Below are 19,683 nucleotides of genomic sequence, written 5' to 3' on the forward strand. Positions count from 1 at the left end.
ATGCGGGGGAATAAATTTATTACTTTCATTTATGTAATTTAGTTATTGCATTTTTTCCCTTCTCTTTTGAATCCATTTTCTGCATCATTGAAAATATTAACTTTTCGTACCCGGGATGAGATTATGTCTAACATTGATGCGCAGGCCGTAGCCCAACGAATTGATACCGTGCTGGATATACTGGTGGCGGGCGATTATCACTCTGCGATCCGTAACCTTGAGATCCTGAAGTCTGAACTTCTGGCTCAGAATGGCGCCGAAACCGCGTCAGAAAACAGACAGCCAAAAGCCCCGTGGGAAGTTTAACCACGCCCTATCCGCCCTCGTTTCGCTTTATTAAATGGATGCTATGAATTCCCGACAACAAATCATTTTGCAGATGGTCATCGATCAGGGGCGCGTGAGCGTCGTCGATCTCGCTAAAACGACAGGCGTTTCCGAAGTCACCATCCGTCAGGATCTGAATCTACTCGAAAAACAGAGCTACCTGCGTCGTGCGCATGGGTATGCGGTCCCGCTGGACAGCGAGGACGTAGAAACCCGCATGATGAATAACTATGCCCTCAAACGTGAGCTGGCTGAGTTTGCCGCGTCCTTAGTGAACAATGGCGAAACGGTCTTTATTGAGAACGGCAGTAGCAACGCCCTGCTGGCCCGCACCCTGGCCGAGCAAAAAGACATCACCATCATTACCGTCAGTAGCTATATCGCTCACTTGTTGAAGGAGACACGCTGCGAGGTCATCCTGCTGGGCGGTATCTATCAGAAAAAAAGTGAGAGCATGGTCGGCCCGCTGACGCGTCAGTACGTGCAGCAGGTGCATTTCAGCAAGGCCTTCATCGGTATTGACGGCTGGCAGCCAGAAACCGGCTTTACCGGCCGGGATATGATGCGTTCAGACGTTGTGAACGCGGTACTGGAAAAAGAGTGTGAGGCAATCGTGCTGACCGATAGCTCAAAATTTGGCGCGGTCCATCCCTATATGATGGGGCCAATATCCCGGTTCAGCCGCGTAATTACCGATGACAGTCTGAGCGAAGCGCATCGGAATAAACTCCAGGAAGACGGACTTATCGTCGACATTATTAAAAAACCCGCCTGATACCGCGAGCGCCTGAATTTCAGGCGCCTCTTAACCTCTCTCTGAGAGGAATCCTAACCCCCCTTTAAGAGTTTTTACCTGTTTAACTGACCCTGAAGACGTAAAATTAATGTTAGCGATATAACAGGAAGTGACTATCACCTGCGTGATGACGTAACACCTGCGCGACCAGCTTTCACGGAGAACAGAATTTAAGTATTCGTTTAGTCTATACTTAAAGCGTGCATCTTTCCGTGAATCGATAATTCAGGAGAAAGTATTATGACCTTAACCAGCAAAAAATTAGCCGCCGCTGTTCTGGCAATCACTGTAGCAATGTCCCTGAGCGCATGCTCTAACTGGTCTAAACGTGACCGTAACACCGCCATTGGTGCCGGTGCTGGTGCACTGGGTGGTGCAGTATTAACAGACGGTAGTACGCTGGGTACATTAGGTGGTGCTGCTGTTGGTGGTATTATCGGTCACCAGGTCGGCAAATAATTATTATACGCCCTGATGGGCATCGCGATATTTATCGCATTTCAGGTCTGACTTACGCACGTATAAAACAAGAGCCACGGTAAATACCGTGGCTCATTTATTTTAGCCGCCCGCCAGTTTTACTTTCATCCCTTTGGCTTCGAGATGCGATTTAATGACATCGCGTTTATCACCCTGGATTTCGATTATCCCGTCTTTGACGGCACCGCCACAGCCACATTTCTTTTTCAGTTCAGCCGCCAGTTTCGCCAGTTCTGCATCATCCAGATCGATACCCGTGATAAGGCAAACACCCTTACCTTTACGCCCGCTGGTCTGGCGCTGGATACGGACAATACCGTCGCCCTTCGGGCGCTCTGCTTTCGCTTTCGGTTCATCAATGCGCCCGGTTTCGGTTGAATAGACCAGACGGCTGTTTGAATCGGTCATTACGCCCCCTTTTTCAGTGATGCGTTGATAGCCTTAAGCGTCTCTGCCGGATTAGCAGATTGTGTCACCGGACGGCCGATCACCATGTAATCCACGCCTGCCGCCAGCGCCTGCTCAGGGGTCATAATACGGCGCTGATCGCCAGCCTCGCTACCCGCTGGGCGAATACCCGGCGTGACCAGTTTGAAATTCTGGCCCAGCTCCGTTTTGAAACGCACCGCTTCCTGCGCGGAACAGACAACACCGTCCAGGCCGCAATTCTGCGTCAGTCGCGCAAGACGCTCTGCATGTTCAGCCGGTGACAACGTCACACCGAGGTCACGCAGGTCATTTTCGTCCATGCTGGTCAGCACCGTTACCGCAATCAACAAGGGGGCGTCGCTGCCAAACGGCAGAAGCGCTTCACGCGCGGCTGTCATCATTCTCGCCCCACCCGATGCATGCACGTTAACCATCCATACACCCAACTCGGCAGCCGCGGCAACGGCATGCGCCGTGGTGTTTGGAATATCATGAAATTTGAGGTCGAGGAAAACGTCAAAACCGCGCTGTTGCAGATCGCGTACGATTTGCGGTCCAAATAACGTAAACATCTCTTTGCCCACTTTAAGGCGACAGTCGCGAGGGTCAATACCGTCGACAAAAGCCAGAGCAGCGTCACGTTTATTGTAATCAAGAGCAACAACAACAGGAGAATCAGTAACTACGCGGGAAGTGGAGGAAGTAACAGACGTCATGACCAGCCCTTTTCGTCTATGGGCGCGCAGCGGCGCGGAACAGATAAACGGCGTGCATTCTACCTGCCAGCGCCACAAATTGACAGGATCGTTTTATTCCCTGCCAGGCTGGCAAGCCGCACGATGCTGAACGGGATTATAAAAGTGATAAGTATGTTGTAACTAAAGTGAGGTGTTTTAAAAAATTACTGCCCATCGAGACCGCGAATAGGCTTGATGGTTGACCAGGCCCGGCATGAAGGACAGTGCCAGTACAGCGTATACGCGGTAAAACCACACTTCTGACAGCGGTAGCGCGGCTTGCTACGCACCTGTTCGCCCACCATGTCTCGCAGCACCATCAGGCTCTCTTTAGCACGCCCTTCTTCTGCGTCGTTCAGGTGGTAATCCATCAGCTTATGGAAAACCCGCATGGTAGGATGACGCTGCAGCTGACGCGTAATATAAACCTGCGCCGTGTCGCTGCCCTCATGCTGCTCCACTACGTCGGAAAGCATCAGCTCCGCAGTGGCTCCGGTGTTCTCTTCCACGCAGCGGCGCAGGAACGCTACCCACTCATCCTGTTTACCCAGCTGTTGATAACAGGTCTGCAGCATTTCAAGGGTTTCACTGACCAGCTCTTTGTCCTGATCAATGACGCGCAGCAGGCTTTCAACGGCTTTGGCATAGTCGCCACTTGCCATAAACACGCGCCCCATCATGATGGAAATACGCGCGCTGTTGCGGTCTGCGGCGGCCCCTTTCTTCAGCAACGCCATGGCTTTATCCATGTCGTCGTTCCCCATCTGTTGCAGGGCCAGTTCGCAGTAGAAATGGGCTATCTCGACGCGCTGTTTGTCTTTACCCAACTTAACCAGACGTTCAGCGGTATCAATGGCTTTCTGCCAGTCGCTGGTGGCCTGATAAATCTGCAGCAGCTGCTGCAGCGCACCTATGCGGAAATCTGTTTCATCCACCAGTTGCGAGAACATGTCTTCCGCACGGTCATACAACCCCGCCGCCATGTAATCGCGGCCCAGCTGTTGTACTGCCAGCAGACGCTGATCGTAAGTTAACGAGGCGCTTTCCATGAGGGTCTGGTGAATACGAATGGCACGGTCAACCTCGCCACGCGAGCGGAACAGGTTGCCCAGGGTCAGGTGTGCTTCAACGGTCCCTGTGTCCTCTTTTAACATGTCGAGGAACAGGTCAACCGCTTTGTCCTGTTGATTGCTCAGGAGGAAGTTCACCCCTGCAACGTAGTCGCGGGAGAGTCGGTTCGCCTCATCCTGTTTTGTTTGTTGCGCACTTCTGCGGCCCATATACCAGCCATAGGCAGCGGCTACAGGCAAAAGCAGAAACAACAACTCCAGCATATTCGATTATTCCTTGACGACCGGCACACCAGAGCTTTCCGGGATGTCGGACGCAGGCGCAATTTGATGTTCGAGGCGTTTAATTTTACGTTCAGCGCGCGCAAGCGAAACACGTACTTTTAACCAGAACAGACCGCAAACCAGCCAGCCGATGGCGAAACCCGCTGCGAACAAGACCGCCAGCAGGCTCGAAACCCGATATTCGCCCTGCGCCAGCAGATAGTTAAACGTCACCTGTTGATCGTTTTGTGCACCCAATGTGACTGAAATGACAAAAATCGCCAATACCAGTAAGAAAATGAGTAAATATTTCACATTACTTCCCGTTATGTGGTTCAAGCGAATAAAGTGTGTTCAACTTACCGCAATCAGCCTTATAAACTACCATTTTAGCGACGGGCGCGAAACGGAAAAAGTGACGCGCCCGTCATGGATTTATGGGCTAAATGCGCAAAATCAACCTTCAGTCGCCACTGTGCTCCCTTTCGGCGATCTCTTCTTTCTCTTCCGGTGGCGGCGTTAACGGACCGCAGAGTCGTTCAGCCAGCCAGGTGGCAAGGGTAACAAGCAGCCATGAAATGAGCGTCGCCACCACTAAATCGCGTGGCCAGTGCATGCCCAGCAGTAGACGGCTCCCCATCACCCCCGTCGCCCAGACCAGTAAAATGGCGATAGTGACAGTCCGACGCCGCGGCCATAAAAGGCCGACGGCAAGAAGTGCCCAACTGGCGGCGAACATGGTGTGCCCGGATGGAAACGCAAAGCCGGTCTCTTTTTGCCAGTGTTTACGTAAAAACGTCGGGATATCCTGCTGTTCCGCAAGCTGTTCTTTTACCAGCGCACCGCGATCTTTACGTTTTAAATTGTAGAACTCATTCACCGGAACATGATGCGTTTTTTCCAGCCAGACCACAAAAGGCCGCGGCTCCTGCACATGGCCTTTCACCCAGGATTTTACCCCCTGGCCAACAAGAATCGCCCCACCGAGGATAGCAAAGAGCACCAGCGCTGCGCGGAGACGAAAGCGCAGGCACCACAAAAACCAGGCGCAAAGCACTACATGAGTAATGATGCCCCATGGCTGGGTGACCGTCTCTGTTATCCAGTATAACGTTTTCAGCCACAGGGTATTGTGCCCGGGCTGCCACATCCAGCCTGATACCCAAACGGCTAATGGCATTATCAACAATATGGCCGCACCTGCTGCCGTTCGTCTGGCGATTGAAAGCATGTCTTCTCCTTTTTCGCTAAGCGTCACAATCATAACTGAAATTCATCCGACGGGTGGATATGTCGGATCGTGCGTTTAACGTTCGTATAGCATGGCAGCCATTAGGCGAACCTGCTGAGCTTGTGGCAAAATGAACGGATACAGAAAGCAAAAACAGGCGGAAGACACGAAACGTGTCAGCCTACTCTGGAGAATCACATGCAGCTTAAACGTGTGGCAGAAGCCAAACTGCCAACCCCATGGGGCGATTTCCTGATGGTGGGATTTGAAGAACTGGCGACCGGACAGGATCACGTCGCGCTGGTGTACGGCGACATTTCAGGACAAACCCCGGTACTTTCTCGCGTTCATTCGGAGTGTCTGACTGGCGATGCGTTGTTCAGCCTGCGCTGTGATTGCGGTTTCCAGCTGGAGGCAGCGCTCTCTCATATTGCCGAAGAGGGTCGCGGTGTGCTGCTTTATCACCGCCAGGAAGGGCGCAATATTGGCCTGCTGAATAAAATCCGCGCCTACGCGCTGCAGGACCAGGGGTACGACACGGTAGAAGCAAACCACCAGCTCGGCTTCGCTGCCGATGAGCGCGATTTCACGCTGTGTGCGGATATGTTTAAGTTGCTGGGCGTGGATGAAGTACGCCTGCTGACTAACAACCCGAAAAAAGTCGAAATTCTGACCGAAGCGGGGATCAATATCGTTGAGCGCGTACCGCTCATCGTGGGACGTAATCCAAAAAACGCGCACTACCTCGATACCAAAGCCGCCAAAATGGGGCATCTGCTGAGCGAGTGATCGCAAAGTGCCCGGCAACGCCCTCGCGTGCCGGGCTGGCTCCATCAGTCCAGCATCTTACGAATCACGTAATGTAGAATGCCGTCGTTCTGGTAATAGGTGAGTTCTGTTGCCGTATCGATACGACACCGGCAATCGAGCACCTCTGTTTTACCGTCTGCGCGCGTTAATTTCACCGGCACCGTTTTACCCGGCTGCAGATTTTGCAGGCCGCTGATGTCAATCAGCTCTTCCCCGGTGAGTCCCAGCGTTTTACGGGTGACGCCCTGCGGGAATTCGAGTGGCAGGATCCCCATCCCTATCAGGTTTGAACGGTGGATACGTTCAAACGATTCGGCAATCACCACCCGAACCCCAAGCAGACGCGGGCCTTTGGCCGCCCAGTCACGGCTGGAGCCAGAGCCGTACTCTTTCCCGGCGATAACCGCCAGCGGCGTGCCTTCCTGCTGGTATTTGACGGCGGCGTCATAAATTGAGATCACGTCGCTCCCCGGCAAATGTCGCGTCATGCCCCCTTCCACGCCCGGCACCATTTCATTGCGGATACGGATATTGGCAAACGTGCCGCGCATCATCACTTCATGGTTACCACGACGCGAGCCGTAGGAGTTGAAATCCCGGCGCTCCACACCCCGACTCTGCAGGTAACGGCCTGCTGGACTGTCGGCTTTGATGCTTCCCGCCGGCGAAATGTGGTCCGTGGTGACAGAGTCTCCCAGCATCGCCAGAATGCGCGCGCCGTGGATATCCTGCAGCGGTGCAGGTTCAGCCAGCATCTCATCGAAGAACGGCGACAGGCGGATATAGGTCGAATCGTCCTGCCAGTCATAGGTATCTGAACCCACGACGTCGATGGCCTTCCATTCCGGCGTACCTTCGAACACCTCCGCATACTCTTTGCGGAACATTTCGGTAGAAACTTTCTCTACGGCTAATGCAATTTCCCGGGCAGATGGCCAGATATCCTTCAGATAGACCGGATCATTCTTGCGATCGTGGCCAATCGGATCGGTGACCAGGTTTATATTCATATTCCCGGCCAGAGCGTATGCCACAACCAGCGGTGGAGACGCCAGCCAGTTGGTCTTGACCAGCGGATGAATACGGCCTTCAAAGTTTCGGTTACCGGAGAGAACGGCCCCGACGGTGAGATCGCCCTGCTTGATCGCCATCTCAATCGGTTCAGGTAACGGACCCGAGTTCCCGATACAGGTGGTGCAACCATACCCCACCAGGTTAAAGCCCAGCTCATCCAGATACGGCGTTAATCTGGCCTGTGCAAGGTAATCTGAAACCACTTTGGAGCCCGGTGCCAGAGAGGCTTTTACCCACGGCTGTGGCTTAAGCCCCAGCTCTACCGCTTTCTTCGCCAGCAGACCGGCGGCCATCAGCACGCTGGGGTTCGACGTGTTTGTACAGGAGGTTATGGCTGCAATGACAACCGCACCATCCGGAAGCTGATACTGATGTCCGTTCAGGACATAGTCGATTGGGCGGTGGTCTTTTTTCGCCGTATTAACCTCCAGTTCATTACTGGCGGCAAAGGCTTTCGGTACGTCACTCAACGCCACCCGATCCTGCGGACGTTTTGGCCCCGCCAGGCTCGCCTCGACGGTCCCCATATCCAGTTCAAGTGTGCTGGTAAATACCGGTTCATCGCCCGGGTTACGCCACATCCCCTGCGCTTTGGTATACGCTTCAACCAGCGCCACCTGCTCTTCGCTACGGCCACTCAGGCGCATATATTCCAGCGTGACAGTATCGATGGGGAAAAAGCCACAGGTTGCGCCATACTCCGGCGCCATGTTGGCGATGGTGGCACGGTCGGCAAGCGGCAATGAATCCAGCCCGTCACCGTAGAATTCGACAAATTTACCCACCACACCATGCTTACGCAGCATCTGCGTGACGGTAAGTACCAGGTCTGTGGCGGTAATGCCTTCCGACAGTTTGCCGGTAAGCTTAAAGCCCACCACATCAGGGATCAGCATCGATACCGGCTGGCCAAGCATGGCCGCTTCGGCTTCAATTCCGCCAACGCCCCAGCCCAGAACGCCCAGGCCGTTAATCATGGTGGTATGCGAATCGGTGCCCACCAGAGTATCCGGATAGGCCACCCACTCTTTATCCTGCAATTCACTCCAGACCGCTTTGCCCAGGTATTCAAGATTCACCTGGTGGCAGATACCCGTACCGGGCGGAACGACGCTAAAGCGGCTAAAGGCCTGCTGCCCCCACTTCAGAAAGACGTAACGTTCGTGGTTACGCTCCATTTCCAGACGTACGTTTTCGCCAAAGGCATCGTCGTCACCAAAGTGGTCCACGGTGACAGAGTGGTCGATAACGAGATCAACGGGAGAGAGCGGATTTACTTTAGCGGTATCGCCGCCAAGGCGCTTCACCGCTTCGCGCATTGCCGCAAGGTCAACCACAGCAGGGACCCCGGTAAAGTCCTGCATCAGAACCCTTGCCGGTCGATAGGCAATTTCTCTGTCAGCATGGGCATGCTTAAGCCACCCTGCCAGCGCCTGGATATCTTCAAGGGTGACGGAATCACCATCCTGCCAGCGTAAGAGGTTTTCCAGTAAAACTTTCAAGGACTTGGGTAAACGCGAAATGTCCCCAAGCGTCCTGGCTGCCAGCGGCAGGCTGTAGTAGTGCCAGGTTTTATTTTCTGCCTGTAATGTGTCCTTACTGGCTTCGCGTAGGGTTACCGACATAAGCTCCTCCTTAATTACAGAGATGTCCTGACAATCATCAGGGCTGTAATTAAAGATAACACAAAGATGTCGTAACGTTTTGATAACAACCCGAAATGATAAATCCAGGAATGTTCCAGTGCGGGGGAGAAAACAAAAAACCCCGCCGTAGCGAGGTTTTACGATTTAGTGGAGGGCCAGCCAGATAAGCTGTGACCAGAACAGAATCGACGCGGAAAAAACGCCGAGCCATGACCAGTATTTCATAGACATCATGTTATTCATCATAGGGACACCAGGCATTATTTATTAAAGGTTCCGAGGTCTGCCCTCAGTTCAATATTGCTGATGTGTATTTATTAAAGAGTACAAATGCATTGAGCCTTTATTCAGACTATTTGCATCATTACGCAATTAAGTAAATTATTGTTTTTTGGGTTCGTCTTCTGCGAACACATCAATAAACGCTTGCTGTTGCGGCGTCAGTTTCCAGGACGCGGGTACGGCAGTGGCAGGTGCTTTGCGCACTTTGTGGCCCCTGTCACGAAGCTGACACATCTGTTTAACTGTTTCTGTACGTACCGTCACTGCCATATTCAACCCCAATAGTTCCAGGCCAGGAAAGCAACCACCACCCAAAACAAGGCGGAGACGAGAAAGACCGCCAGCCAGGCTTTACGCTTGAGCGCAGGATCCCTTTGCGGTTCTTCACTTCCTGAAGGCATTGCTAACCTCATACAATCGATATCGCTTATCATTTAGAGACCAAACAATTGGTACAATTAATCATCTGTTGAGATAAATCCTAAAGAAACTTTAGCCGAAAAGCCAGTGAATTTACGTATCTATTGATGGGAAATATTCATTCTTTTGACCAGAAATAAATATTTGAAAGGAAATATTTGCGAAGCCAAAAATTAGTTCTACTTTTGTCGCCAATTCACGACATTATAACCACACTGAATAAATGGTTAATGACATTATACGGCAGTTAAGTGCAGATGATGATAATTCTAATTTAGCTTTGAGAGGTTATTTCGGTATCTTTCCTGGGCGGAAAGATACCGGGAGTGGTTATTTTGCCGGAAGTTTGATGTCTTTAAACATCTCTTCGATATCTTCATTTGAACGTAATGCCACGGCCGTATCGACCACGTCGCGCGTTAAATGTGGGGCAAAGCGCTGAATAAAATCATACATATAGCTACGCAGGAAGGTACTGCGACGGAAACCAATCTTAGTGGTGCTATGGCTGAAAATATCATGCGCATCAAGACGCACGAGGTCAGGGTCGGATACGGGATCAACCGCCATGCTGGCAATCACCCCTACCCCCAGTCCAAGCCGCACGTAGGTCTTAATTACGTCAGCATCGGTTGCGGTGAAAACGATACGCGGCGTTAATCCTGCACGATTGAATGCAGTATCAAGCTCGGAGCGCCCGGTAAAGCCGAAGGTATATGTCACTAAGGGATATTGCGCCAGCTCTTCAATAGTGACCGACCCTTTACCGGCTAACGGGTGATCGGGCGTGACGACAATAGAACGGTTCCAGTGATAGCACGGCAGCATAACCAGATCGTCATACAGATGCAGCGCTTCGGTTGCGATAGCAAAGTCCGCATTACCCTTCGAAACCGCCTCAGCGATTTGCGTCGGCGAGCCCTGATGCATATGGAGAGAGACGCGTGGATAGCGCTCAATAAAGCCCTTAATAACGCCCGGCAGCGCATAGCGTGCCTGGGTATGGGTGGTGGCAATATACAGCGACCCTTTATCCGGCCAGGTATGCTCTCCCGCCACCGATTTAATGGCGTCGACTTTAGAGAGGACCTCCCGCGCGATGCGGATAATCTCCTGCCCTGCTGGCGTCACCTGGGTGAGGTGTTTACCGCTACGAGCAAAAATCTGAATACCTAACTCATCTTCCAGCATGCGGACCTGCTTGCTGATACCCGGCTGGGAAGTATATAGCCCCTCAGCGGTAGAAGAGACGTTAAGGTTGTGGTTTACCACCTCAACAATATAACGAAGCTGCTGTAATTTCATGCCAGACCATCCGATTTAGCGCATGCGGTCAATCGCTTAAGACGATTTGATAATAAGAAAAGGGTTAACTATAACCACTATATCATTTATAGCCTGACTGTATAGTACGGAACAAAAAATAATAACAAGGTAATAAAAAAGGGCCGGAAGTCCGGCCCTTTCACAGGTAAGTTACGGTAAGGAAAGATTATTTCTTGCCTTCAACCCATTTGCCATCCACAAAGAATGCTGACCAGCCGGTCGCCTTGCCGTCTTTCTCTGCCGCAACATACTGCTGCTTCGTTTTACGGCTAAAACGCACAACGGTTTTATTGCCTTCCGGATCCTGCTGTGGCGCATCGGCCAGGTAGCGCAGTTTCTCAGGCAGGCGGTCGCGGAAACGGTACAACTCTTCCACCAGTGGCGCGCGGGTTTCGCGCGATTTAGGGAAGGTGTTTGCCGCAAGGAACACGCCGGCAGCACCATCACGCAGCACGAAGTAAGCGTCGGACTTCTCGCACGGCAACTCTGGCAGCGGAACCGGATCTTCCTTCGGCGGCGCGACTTCACCGTTACGCAGGATTTTACGCGTGTTCTTACACTCGTCGTTGGTGCACGCCATGTACTTGCCGAAGCGCCCCATTTTCAGGTGCATCTCAGAACCACACTTCTCACACTCAACGATAGGACCGTCGTAACCTTTAATGCGGAACTCACCCTCTTCGATCTCATATCCATCGCAGGTCGGGTTATTACCGCAGACGTGCAATTTACGTTTTGGATCGATAAGGTAGCTGTCCATCGCGGTGCCACATTTCTTGCAGCGACGTTTTGCACGCAGAGCGTTGGTTTCCGCATCATCACCTTCCAGCACGTTGAGCACTTCGTTCTCAGGTACCAGGTTAATGGTGGTTTTGCAGCGTTCTTTCGGCGGCAGCGCGTAGCCAGAACAGCCGAGGAAAACGCCAGTGGTGGCAGTACGGATCCCCATTTTACGACCACAGGTTGGGCAGTCGATGCTGGTCAGGACCATCTGATTCGGCAGCATGCCGCCCTCTTCAGGATCTTTTTCCGCTTTTTCAAGCTGGTTGGTAAAGTCGCTGAAGAAGCTATCGAGAACCTTTTTCCACTCGGCCTGATGGCTGGCAACCTGATCGAGGCTGTCTTCCATTTGCGCGGTGAAGTCGTAGTTCATCAGTTCGCGGAAGTTGGCTTCCAGGCGGTCAGTGACGATCTCACCCATTTTTTCCGCATAGAAACGACGGTTTTCAACACGCACGTAACCGCGGTCCTGAATGGTCGAAATAATCGACGCATAGGTGGATGGACGGCCAATACCGCGTTTTTCCAGCTCTTTAACCAGAGACGCTTCGCTGAAACGCGCTGGCGGCTTTGTGAAGTGCTGGGCAGGCACGAGATCAACCAGAGAGAGCTCATCCCCTTTGTTTACCGCAGGCAGGGTTCTGTCTTCATCACCCTTACGTAGCGCAGGCATCACTTTTGTCCAGCCATCGAAGCGCAGGATACGGCCACGCGCTTTCAGGCGGAAATCACCTGCACCAACGGTCAGCGTGGTGGAGTCATACTGTGCTGGTGTCATCTGACACGCCACGAACTGACGCCAGATGAGCTGATACAGCTTCTGGGCATCGGCTTCCATATCTTTCAGCGATTCGGCTAACACGGAGACGTCAGAAGGACGAATGGCTTCGTGCGCTTCCTGTGAGTTCTCCTTGCTGGCGTACTGGTTTTCACTCGCTGGCAGGTATTTCTTACCGAAGTTGTCACTGATGTAGCCGCGCACCATGTTGACGGCATCCTGGCTCAGGTTTGTCGAGTCAGTACGCATATAAGTGATATAACCCGCTTCATACAGACGCTGGGCCATCATCATGGTTTTCTTCACGCCATAACCCAGGCGCGTGCTCGCAGCCTGTTGCAGCGTAGACGTAATAAACGGTGCGCCAGGTTTGCTGCTGGTCGGTTTGTCTTCACGCTCCAGAACCTGGTAGCGCGCTTTTTCCAGCAGCGCCACGGCCGCCATGGTCTGTTCACGATTTTCAGGACGGAACGGTTTGTCATTCTGATGACTCACCTGCAGCGGCAGCGCATCTCCACCCGGCGTGGTGACATTGGCATCCACTTCCCAGAACTCAACCGGGACGAAGGCTTTGATCTCACGCTCACGTTCAACAACCAGACGCACAGCAACGGACTGCACACGCCCTGCGGACAGACCGCGGGCAATCTTTTTCCACAGCAGTGGAGAGACCATGTAACCCACGACACGGTCCATAAAACGGCGTGCCTGCTGCGCGTTTACGCGGTCGATGTTCAGTTCACCCGGCTTCTCAAACGCCTGGCGAATCGCATTCTTCGTAATTTCGTTAAACACTACACGGCTGTAGCGTTTGTCGTCACCCCCGATCACTTCCCGCAGGTGCCAGGCAATGGCTTCCCCTTCGCGGTCAAGGTCGGTTGCGAGATAAATGTGGTCTGCTTTTTCAGCAAGCTGCTTCAGCTCGTTAACGACTTTTTCTTTGCCGGGCAGCACTTCATAGTGTGCATCCCAGTTATGCCATGGGTTAACACCCATACGGTTGACAAGCGCGCTACGTTCATCCTTTTTAGGCTTTTTAGCCCCTTTGGTGGAGGTAGAGTCTGCGCTCTTTTTGCTGGCTGAGCCACTGGTCGGCAAATCGCGGATGTGACCGACGCTGGACTTAACCACGTAGTCATTACCCAGATACTTATTGATCGTTTTGGCTTTTGCCGGGGACTCAACGATGACGAGAGCTTTACCCATATTCACCTTTACCTAATTTAATTCTTCCAGGAATACGCCGCATGTTGATTTCCCTTCCACTGACGACGAGCCATTGATATTGCGACTGCGTCAGGGGATATCAACCCCTTTGTCTTACTGAACGTCAAAGCGTTAACGCCCAGGTGATTGAGTTATCGGGTATTTTTCTCACATCGGATGTAATTCGTGACGAATTCCCGGTCGAATGTCAAGCAATTCTGTTGCCAGAATGACGAAAGCGCACACTCTACCTGATAAAATTCGTTACGCAACTTTATTAGCATGCAAAAGCAAATCCTGCCAGCCAGGTCACGGCACCTTACCCCCTCACATTACAGGGAAAATTTGCCCCCAAAGCGCCCCCGGCGTAGACTATTGTCACTGTTTAAGGAGTGGATTATGCAGAATACAACCCAACCCATTGATCGAGCCTCTCTGCTTATCGAAGCAAATAAGCTGATTCGTGACCATGAAGACACCCTGGCGGGCATTGAAGCGACCGGCGTGGAACAACGTAACGGCGTGCTGGTATTCAGCGGCGAATACTTCCTTGACGAACAAGGGTTACCCACCCCGAAAAGCACCGCCGTGTTCAATATGTTTAAATACCTGGCGCACACGCTTTCAGAGAAATATCACCTGGTCGATTAACGCAAAACGCGAGGCACTGGCCTCGCGTTTTTGTTTACAGCAGCGGTTTTTGTCCGCGTTGCAACCAGCGGAGTAGCAGGCGATCCGCGCTTTCGGCCGCGCTGTTCGTAAAGCGGTCAAGCAGTCGCTTACGCTGAGTAAAGCGCACGCCAACCAGTTCGCGCCCTTCCATCAGATTCAACAGCAGGTCGTCACTGGTGCCCACTTCATCCACCAGCCCTTTTTCCAGCGCCTGCGTACCGTACCAGTGCTCCCCTGTTGCCACCTGGTCAATATCAAGCGCCGGGCGCATACGGTGCACAAAGTCTTTAAAGAGGTGATGGGTTTCATTGAGATCTTCACGGAATTTCTGCCGTCCTTCTTCCGTGTTCTCCCCCAGCAGCGTCAGGGTACGTTTGTACTGACCCGCCGTGTGCAATTCAATGTCGATCTCTTTGCTTTTCAGGAAGCGGTTAAAGTTCGGGATTTGCGCAACCACCCCGATGGAGCCAATAATAGAAAACGGCGCCGCAACAATTTTATCCGCCACGCAGGCCATCATATAGCCACCGCTCGCCGCGACTTTATCCACGGCAACCGTCAGCGGGATCTGTTTTTCACGCAGACGCTGTAGCTGCGAAGCCGCCAGCCCATAACCATGAACGACCCCACCCGGACTCTCAAGACGGACGACCACCTGATCCTGCGGGTTTGCCACGGCAAGCACGGCGGTGACTTCTTCACGCAGGGAAGAGACTTCATGGGCATCCATGCTGCCTTTAAAATCGAGCACATAGACACGCGGGGTTGACGTTTCCTCCGGCGCGTTAAGCTTCGCTTTGGCTTTTGCCGCTTTGGCGTCCTGCTTATGCTTTTTCTTCTGCGCTTTGTGCCACAGTTTCTGTTGATGGCTGTCAAGCAGGGCCAGAGACATCTCTTCCTGCATCTCTTTATACTGCTCGCTCAGGCGGGTAATGCGTAACTCACCACGCTGACGTTTGCGCTGCGTCAGGTTAACAATCAGAACGGCCACTACCGCAATGGCAATCACCACCGTCGCGATCTTTGCCAAAAACAACCCATATTGAGAAAGTAATTCCACGCGTTCCACCTTGATTTAACCACGAATCTTTCACGGCAGTGTACAACAGCCCTGCCCATGCGTCTCGCTCGTGACATTACCTCTGCGAGCCGTCTTCAGGAATCCCCCGATTCTGGTTTAAATATTTGCAAATTGTTAATTTTACAGCGATGCGTCCTGTAGACTGATTGAATTCTCATGCTAATTCGGGCATAAAGCCGAAAAGTCACACAATAAGGCGTCTTTGCATCACTGTGCGCCGAGGAGTCACCGTGCATTATCAACCGCAAAAAAATCTGCTGCAGAACCGCATCATTCTGGTCACTGGTGCCAGCGATGGCATTGGCCGCGAAGCGGCACTGACCTACGCTGACTATGGCGCGAGCGTAATTCTCATTGGCCGTAACGAAGAAAAACTCAAAGGAGTGGCTCAGGAGATTGACGCCGCCGGTGGCATTCCTGCCCGCTGGTACACACTGGATCTGCTCACCTGTACCCCTGAAACGTGCCAGGAGCTTGCCCACCGCATCAGCACCCACTACCCACGGCTGGATGGCGTACTGCACAATGCCGGCTTGCTTGGGGAGGTTCGCCCGATGGATGAACAGGATCCTGAAATCTGGCAGCAGGTCATGCAGGTCAATATCAACGGCACCTTTTTCCTGACCCAGGCACTTCTTCCTTTATTACTCAAATCTGATTCCGGTTCGCTGGTGTTCACCTCCTCCAGCGTAGGGCGCGAAGGCCGCGCAAACTGGGGGGCGTATGCGGTCTCAAAATTCGCGACCGAAGGGATGATGCAGGTGCTGGCGGAGGAATATCAGAGCCGTCATCTGCGCGTGAACTGCATTAACCCAGGCGGAACGCGCACCAAAATGCGCGCCAGCGCCTTCCCGACGGAAGATCCACAGAAGCTTAAAACCCCGGCAGATATTATGCCGCTCTATCTCTGGCTGATGGGCGATGACAGCCGCCGTAAAACAGGGATGACTTTTGATGCCCAGCCAGGCCGTAAACCCGGGATTTCGCAATGAGTGAAGAACGTCACCAGCAACGTCAGCAGCGCCTGAAAGAACAGGTTGATGCCCGTGTCGCCGCTGCGCAGGATGAACGCGGGATCATCATCGTGTTTACCGGCAACGGCAAAGGCAAAACCACCGCTGCCTTTGGTACCGCCACGCGCGCCGTTGGTCACGGGCAGAAAGTGGGTGTCATTCAGTTTATTAAAGGGGAATGGCCCAACGGCGAACGTAACTTACTTGAACCGCACGGGGTTGAGTTCCAGGTGATGGCGACAGGCTTTACGTGGGATACCCAAAACCGGGAAACCGACACCGCGGCCTGCCTCGCGGTATGGGAGCATGCAAAACGAATGCTGGCAGACCCGGCCCTGAACATGGTGTTACTGGATGAGATCACCTACATGGTCGCCTACGACTATCTGCCGCTGGACGCCGTACTGGAGGCACTGAGGAATCGCCCGGCGCATCAGACGGTGATCGTCACAGGCCGCGGCTGTCATCGGGATATTCTGGAATTAGCGGATACCGTCAGCGAATTGCGTCCGGTTAAACATGCTTTTGATGCCGGTATCAAAGCGCAAATCGGCATTGATTACTGATAAAAAAGCCCGGTGATATTAACCGGGCTTTTATTTTTAACCGTTGTTATTACGGCTGCCAGCGCGGCGATTATTGTTCACCTGGCTGTGGCGTTTCACCGCACGACGGATCTGGTTCGCCTTCATGCGACGACGATCTTTCTCCACCGCCACTTTGGAAGTGGTTTCTGGCGCCAGGCCCACCAGTTCACGCAGGTAGTTGGTCTGCGTCAGGTCCAGTTCGGTATAGCCACCACGTGGCAGACCTTTTGGCAGCAGAATATCGCCGTAACGGACACGGATCAGACGGCTAACCTGCACGCCCACCGCTTCCCACAGACGACGAACCTCACGGTTACGGCCTTCGGTCAGGGTAACGTTGTACCACTGGTTGATCCCTTCACCACCGGTAAATTTGATGGTTTTGAATGCTGCAGGACCGTCTTCCAGCTGAACGCCACGCGACAGATCGCGCAGTTTGTTCTCATCAACCTGGCCGAACACGCGTACGGCGTATTCGCGTTCCACTTCACGACTAGGGTGCATCAGACGGTTTGCCAGCTCACCATCCGTTGTGAACAGCAGCAGACCGCAGGTGTTCACATCCAGACGCCCCACGGCAATCCAGCGTGCGCCACGCAGTTTAGGCAGACGGTCAAATACCGTCGGGCGACCTTCCGGGTCGTTGCGCGTACACAGTTCACCTTCCGGCTTGTAGTACGCCAGCACGCGGCAGATCTGCTCAGCAGATTCTTTAACCGAGATAAGATGACCGTCGATACGGATTTTAAGCCCCGGCACGATTTCTACGCGGTCACCGAGCGTGGCGATTTTACCGTCCACACTCACGCGTCCGGCTTCAATAATGGCTTCGATTTCACGGCGCGAGCCGTGGCCGGCACGCGCCAGCACTTTCTGTAACTTCTCGCTCATTGAGCTTCCTCAGGTGTCGCCTTCACAGGCGTCGAATCAGGTCAAACCAGAGCTATGCCCTGATTTGATGGCCGCGTAGTATAGCTGCTTACACCTTTACAAGAAAGGCTTAACATCGCCCACGCCTTCGCGAATCACTTCCGGTGCATCTTCCGTTAAGTCGACAACCGTGGTCGGCTGCTGACCGAGGTAACCGCCATGAATAATCAATTCAACTACCTTTTCCAGACGGTCTTTGATCTCTTCCGGATCGGACTCGGTGAATTCACTGCCGGGCAGCATCAGCGAGGTTGAGAGCATCGGCTCACCCAGCGTTTCCAGCAAGGCCTGGGCAATCGGGTTAGACGGCACGCGCATCCCGATGGTTTTGCGCTTTTCCTGTAACAGACGGCGCGGAACCTCTTTCGTCCCTTTCAGGATGAAGGTGTAGTTGCCCGGCGTGTTATTTTTAATCAGACGAAATGCCACGTTATCGACATAAGCATAGGTCGATAGCTCAGAGAGATCCCGGCACATCAGGGTAAAGTTGTGACCGTCCGGCAACTGGCGAATACGGCAAATACGCTCCATCGCCGCTTTATCTTCAATCTTACAGCCCAGCGCATAACCCGAATCGGTCGGGTAGACGATAACGCCCCCTTTACGCACGATCTCCACGGCCTGATTAATCAGGCGCGGCTGCGGATTATCCGGATGAATATAGAAAAACTGACTCATACTTCCCTCTCTTCAAGTTGCTGTGGCTGTTCCCAGAGCTGCCAGACAGGCTCAACGCCTGCGGGTAACCAAAGCTTGCGTCCCAGTTCTATCCACGCACAGGGCTGATGAAAATCTGAGCCTTGTGACGCCAGCAAACCAAACTGGCGGGCGTAGGTCGCAAGCTGCGAACGCTCGTTGGGCGCCTGCTGACACTGGGCGACTTCCATCGCCTCGCCACCGCATTCGGCAAAATGCGCCAGCAGTCTTTTCAGCCATTTAGCAGAAAGATTATACCGCCCCGGATGGGCCAGCACGGCCTTACCGCCAGAATGATGAATCACATCAATAGCTTGTTTTATTGTACACCACTGTGGCGGAACATATCCGGTTTTCCCGCGAGCCAGATAGCGTTTAAAGACATCCGCTATCGTTGTGGCCTTGCCGGCCTCAACCAGAAAACGGGCAAAATGACCGCGCGTTACCGCGCCCCCGTTTGCCAGCCTTTGTGCCCCCTCCAGTGCGCCCGGAATATGCGCCTTTTCCAGACGTTCAGCGATCATTTCTGCGCGCTGATTGCGGCGCGTTTTTTGTTCTTGCAAAAACGCACACATTACCGGATGGTCTATATCGATGTTCAGGCCAACAATATGGATTTCGTGATTCTCCCAGACGGTCGATATCTCGACGCCAGGAACCAGTTTGAGTGCCAGACCACTGCGGGCAATCTCGGCGCGCGCGGCTGGAATGGCATCGGTTGTATCGTGATCGGTTATGGCCAGCGTGCCAACCCGCATTTCAACGGCACGATGCACCAACGCTTCGGGCGTCAGCAGACCATCGGAGGCCTGGGTATGGCTGTGTAAATCATAAATTACGGCGTAGGTGGTATCGCTCAAAGCACTTCCCGTCACAGGTTAGAGACATCTTAAAAGCCCATGATACCGACTTGCCACGAAATTCTGAAATCAAGGGTTGACAACACGCCATCGAACTAGTTAACTAGTACGCAAGTTCACACGAGAAAGGTATCTGAAAATGACTGCACATTTCACTCTGCACGGTTGGTGGCGCACTTCCTGATTTC

The 19,683-nt window shown here is 53.0% G+C and carries 22 protein-coding genes and 1 other annotated feature (1 of these 23 cut by a window edge); of the genes, 8 read left to right on the top strand and 14 right to left on the bottom strand.

Annotation, left to right across the window (positions count from 1 at the left end; translation table 11 throughout):
• The first annotated feature begins 123 nt into the window (after positions 1–123).
• The 3 genes from ACQG2G_RS12095 (at position 124) to osmB (ending at position 1,582) form a co-directional block, all read left to right on the top strand.
• The gene (locus ACQG2G_RS12095) at positions 124–306 is read left to right on the top strand and encodes a hypothetical protein (protein ID WP_020690946.1); all 183 of its coding nucleotides are present in this window, start codon (positions 124–126) and stop codon (positions 304–306) included.
• A gap of 43 nt (positions 307–349) precedes the next feature.
• Entirely contained in the window at positions 350–1,102 is a 753-nt protein-coding gene (locus ACQG2G_RS12100; RefSeq protein WP_029883569.1) for a DNA-binding transcriptional regulator YciT, read from the top strand.
• Positions 1,103–1,363: 261 nt separating this feature from the next.
• The gene (osmB, locus tag ACQG2G_RS12105) at positions 1,364–1,582 is read left to right on the top strand and encodes an osmotically-inducible lipoprotein OsmB (RefSeq protein WP_008501216.1); all 219 of its coding nucleotides are present in this window, start codon (positions 1,364–1,366) and stop codon (positions 1,580–1,582) included.
• A gap of 102 nt (positions 1,583–1,684) precedes the next feature.
• On the opposite strand, the gene yciH is transcribed toward osmB, so the two are convergent.
• The 5 genes from yciH to pgpB all read right to left on the bottom strand — a co-directional run bounded on the left by yciH (position 1,685) and on the right by pgpB (position 5,334).
• Entirely contained in the window at positions 1,685–2,011 is a 327-nt protein-coding gene (gene yciH, locus ACQG2G_RS12110; RefSeq protein ID WP_013096377.1) for a stress response translation initiation inhibitor YciH, read from the bottom strand.
• Positions 2,011–2,748, bottom strand: a complete 738-nt coding sequence (pyrF, locus tag ACQG2G_RS12115; protein WP_028027957.1) for an orotidine-5'-phosphate decarboxylase — start codon at positions 2,746–2,748, stop codon at positions 2,011–2,013. Before pyrF ends, yciH begins: the two co-directional genes overlap by 1 nt.
• A 185-nt stretch (positions 2,749–2,933) precedes the next feature.
• Positions 2,934–4,103 carry a lipopolysaccharide assembly protein LapB gene (gene lapB / locus ACQG2G_RS12120; protein WP_013096375.1) on the bottom strand — a complete coding sequence of 390 codons (1,170 nt, stop codon included), beginning with the start codon at positions 4,101–4,103 and terminating at the stop codon, positions 2,934–2,936.
• Between the two features lie 6 nt (positions 4,104–4,109).
• Positions 4,110–4,418: a LapA family protein gene (locus tag ACQG2G_RS12125; protein WP_013096374.1), complete on the bottom strand. Its 309-nt coding sequence runs from the start codon at positions 4,416–4,418 to the stop codon at positions 4,110–4,112.
• Positions 4,419–4,566: 148 nt separating this feature from the next.
• Positions 4,567–5,334 carry a phosphatidylglycerophosphatase B gene (pgpB, locus tag ACQG2G_RS12130; RefSeq protein ID WP_095452679.1) on the bottom strand — a complete coding sequence of 256 codons (768 nt, stop codon included), beginning with the start codon at positions 5,332–5,334 and terminating at the stop codon, positions 4,567–4,569.
• 198 nt (positions 5,335–5,532) lie between these two features.
• Between pgpB and ribA the strand changes: the two genes are divergently transcribed.
• A complete protein-coding gene (ribA, locus tag ACQG2G_RS12135; RefSeq protein WP_013096372.1) occupies positions 5,533–6,123 on the top strand; it encodes a GTP cyclohydrolase II in 591 nt (196 codons plus the stop codon).
• A 44-nt stretch (positions 6,124–6,167) separates the two neighbouring features.
• On the opposite strand, the gene acnA is transcribed toward ribA, so the two are convergent.
• The 5 genes from acnA to topA all read right to left on the bottom strand — a co-directional run bounded on the left by acnA (position 6,168) and on the right by topA (position 13,656).
• Positions 6,168–8,843: an aconitate hydratase AcnA gene (acnA, locus tag ACQG2G_RS12140; protein ID WP_020690941.1), complete on the bottom strand. Its 2,676-nt coding sequence runs from the start codon at positions 8,841–8,843 to the stop codon at positions 6,168–6,170.
• Between the two features lie 165 nt (positions 8,844–9,008).
• Positions 9,009–9,107: a small membrane protein YmiC gene (gene ymiC, locus ACQG2G_RS12145; protein ID WP_044159376.1), complete on the bottom strand. Its 99-nt coding sequence runs from the start codon at positions 9,105–9,107 to the stop codon at positions 9,009–9,011.
• A 311-nt stretch (positions 9,108–9,418) separates the two neighbouring features.
• Positions 9,419–9,559, bottom strand: a complete 141-nt coding sequence (locus ACQG2G_RS12150) for a YmiA family putative membrane protein (RefSeq protein ID WP_213382645.1) — start codon at positions 9,557–9,559, stop codon at positions 9,419–9,421.
• Positions 9,560–9,896: 337 nt separating this feature from the next.
• Positions 9,897–10,871: an HTH-type transcriptional regulator CysB gene (gene cysB, locus ACQG2G_RS12155; RefSeq protein ID WP_006175683.1), complete on the bottom strand. Its 975-nt coding sequence runs from the start codon at positions 10,869–10,871 to the stop codon at positions 9,897–9,899.
• Positions 10,872–11,058: 187 nt separating this feature from the next.
• Positions 11,059–13,656 carry a type I DNA topoisomerase gene (gene topA / locus ACQG2G_RS12160; protein WP_348595853.1) on the bottom strand — a complete coding sequence of 866 codons (2,598 nt, stop codon included), beginning with the start codon at positions 13,654–13,656 and terminating at the stop codon, positions 11,059–11,061.
• Positions 13,657–14,055: 399 nt separating this feature from the next.
• Between topA and ACQG2G_RS12165 the strand changes: the two genes are divergently transcribed.
• Complete coding sequence (locus ACQG2G_RS12165; protein ID WP_003856804.1) at positions 14,056–14,307, top strand: YciN family protein; 252 nt, start codon at positions 14,056–14,058, stop codon at positions 14,305–14,307.
• Positions 14,308–14,341: 34 nt separating this feature from the next.
• Here the strand turns inward: ACQG2G_RS12165 and sohB are convergent, their stop codons facing one another.
• Positions 14,342–15,388: a protease SohB gene (gene sohB / locus ACQG2G_RS12170; protein ID WP_348595854.1), complete on the bottom strand. Its 1,047-nt coding sequence runs from the start codon at positions 15,386–15,388 to the stop codon at positions 14,342–14,344.
• 251 nt (positions 15,389–15,639) lie between these two features.
• Here sohB and ACQG2G_RS12175 point away from each other — a divergent pair, with 251 nt between their 5' ends.
• Both ACQG2G_RS12175 and cobO read left to right on the top strand, forming a co-directional pair.
• Positions 15,640–16,401 (top strand): YciK family oxidoreductase, encoded by a 762-nt coding sequence (locus ACQG2G_RS12175; protein ID WP_023620279.1) that lies wholly within the window; start codon positions 15,640–15,642, stop codon positions 16,399–16,401.
• Positions 16,398–16,988 (top strand): cob(I)yrinic acid a,c-diamide adenosyltransferase, encoded by a 591-nt coding sequence (gene cobO / locus ACQG2G_RS12180; protein ID WP_013096364.1) that lies wholly within the window; start codon positions 16,398–16,400, stop codon positions 16,986–16,988. Before ACQG2G_RS12175 ends, cobO begins: the two co-directional genes overlap by 4 nt.
• Positions 16,989–17,024: 36 nt before the next feature.
• Here the strand turns inward: cobO and rluB are convergent, their stop codons facing one another.
• The 3 genes from rluB to rnm form a co-directional block, all read right to left on the bottom strand.
• Positions 17,025–17,900, bottom strand: coding sequence for a 23S rRNA pseudouridine(2605) synthase RluB (rluB, locus tag ACQG2G_RS12185; protein WP_013096363.1), 876 nt, complete (start codon positions 17,898–17,900; stop codon positions 17,025–17,027).
• A gap of 96 nt (positions 17,901–17,996) precedes the next feature.
• Complete coding sequence (locus ACQG2G_RS12190) at positions 17,997–18,617, bottom strand: L-threonylcarbamoyladenylate synthase (RefSeq protein ID WP_013096362.1); 621 nt, start codon at positions 18,615–18,617, stop codon at positions 17,997–17,999.
• Positions 18,614–19,495, bottom strand: coding sequence for an RNase RNM (rnm, locus tag ACQG2G_RS12195; protein WP_013096361.1), 882 nt, complete (start codon positions 19,493–19,495; stop codon positions 18,614–18,616). The genes ACQG2G_RS12190 and rnm overlap by 4 nt, the downstream gene beginning before the upstream one ends.
• A gap of 139 nt (positions 19,496–19,634) precedes the next feature.
• On the opposite strand from rnm, the gene trpL reads away from it, so the two are divergent.
• Entirely contained in the window at positions 19,635–19,679 is a 45-nt protein-coding gene (gene trpL / locus ACQG2G_RS12200; RefSeq protein WP_106993556.1) for a trp operon leader peptide, read from the top strand.
• Positions 19,656–19,683 (top strand) — a sequence feature (Trp leader region); it runs 66 nt beyond the window's last position. (Overlaps the previous gene by 24 nt.)

This window comes from Enterobacter cloacae complex sp. 382A5, from assembly GCF_050031095.1.
Lineage (GTDB): Bacteria > Pseudomonadota > Gammaproteobacteria > Enterobacterales > Enterobacteriaceae > Enterobacter > Enterobacter cloacae.

Bases quoted from the DNA above. Each gene is read 5' to 3' on its own strand.
- yciH (WP_013096377.1), bottom strand. From the start codon at position 2,011: ATGACCGATTCAAACAGCCGTCTGGTCTATTCAACCGAAACCGGGCGC.
- ACQG2G_RS12095 (WP_020690946.1), top strand. From the start codon at position 124: ATGTCTAACATTGATGCGCAGGCCGTAGCCCAACGAATTGATACCGTG.
- topA (WP_348595853.1), bottom strand. From the start codon at position 13,656: ATGGGTAAAGCTCTCGTCATCGTTGAGTCCCCGGCAAAAGCCAAAACG.
- cysB (WP_006175683.1), bottom strand. From the start codon at position 10,871: ATGAAATTACAGCAGCTTCGTTATATTGTTGAGGTGGTAAACCACAAC.
- ACQG2G_RS12150 (WP_213382645.1), bottom strand. From the start codon at position 9,559: ATGAGGTTAGCAATGCCTTCAGGAAGTGAAGAACCGCAAAGGGATCCT.
- ACQG2G_RS12100 (WP_029883569.1), top strand. From the start codon at position 350: ATGAATTCCCGACAACAAATCATTTTGCAGATGGTCATCGATCAGGGG.
- ACQG2G_RS12165 (WP_003856804.1), top strand. From the start codon at position 14,056: ATGCAGAATACAACCCAACCCATTGATCGAGCCTCTCTGCTTATCGAA.
- ACQG2G_RS12190 (WP_013096362.1), bottom strand. From the start codon at position 18,617: ATGAGTCAGTTTTTCTATATTCATCCGGATAATCCGCAGCCGCGCCTG.
- cobO (WP_013096364.1), top strand. From the start codon at position 16,398: ATGAGTGAAGAACGTCACCAGCAACGTCAGCAGCGCCTGAAAGAACAG.
- lapB (WP_013096375.1), bottom strand. From the start codon at position 4,103: ATGCTGGAGTTGTTGTTTCTGCTTTTGCCTGTAGCCGCTGCCTATGGC.
- acnA (WP_020690941.1), bottom strand. From the start codon at position 8,843: ATGTCGGTAACCCTACGCGAAGCCAGTAAGGACACATTACAGGCAGAA.
- pgpB (WP_095452679.1), bottom strand. From the start codon at position 5,334: ATGCTTTCAATCGCCAGACGAACGGCAGCAGGTGCGGCCATATTGTTG.
- ribA (WP_013096372.1), top strand. From the start codon at position 5,533: ATGCAGCTTAAACGTGTGGCAGAAGCCAAACTGCCAACCCCATGGGGC.
- ymiC (WP_044159376.1), bottom strand. From the start codon at position 9,107: ATGAATAACATGATGTCTATGAAATACTGGTCATGGCTCGGCGTTTTT.
- rluB (WP_013096363.1), bottom strand. From the start codon at position 17,900: ATGAGCGAGAAGTTACAGAAAGTGCTGGCGCGTGCCGGCCACGGCTCG.
- pyrF (WP_028027957.1), bottom strand. From the start codon at position 2,748: ATGACGTCTGTTACTTCCTCCACTTCCCGCGTAGTTACTGATTCTCCT.
- osmB (WP_008501216.1), top strand. From the start codon at position 1,364: ATGACCTTAACCAGCAAAAAATTAGCCGCCGCTGTTCTGGCAATCACT.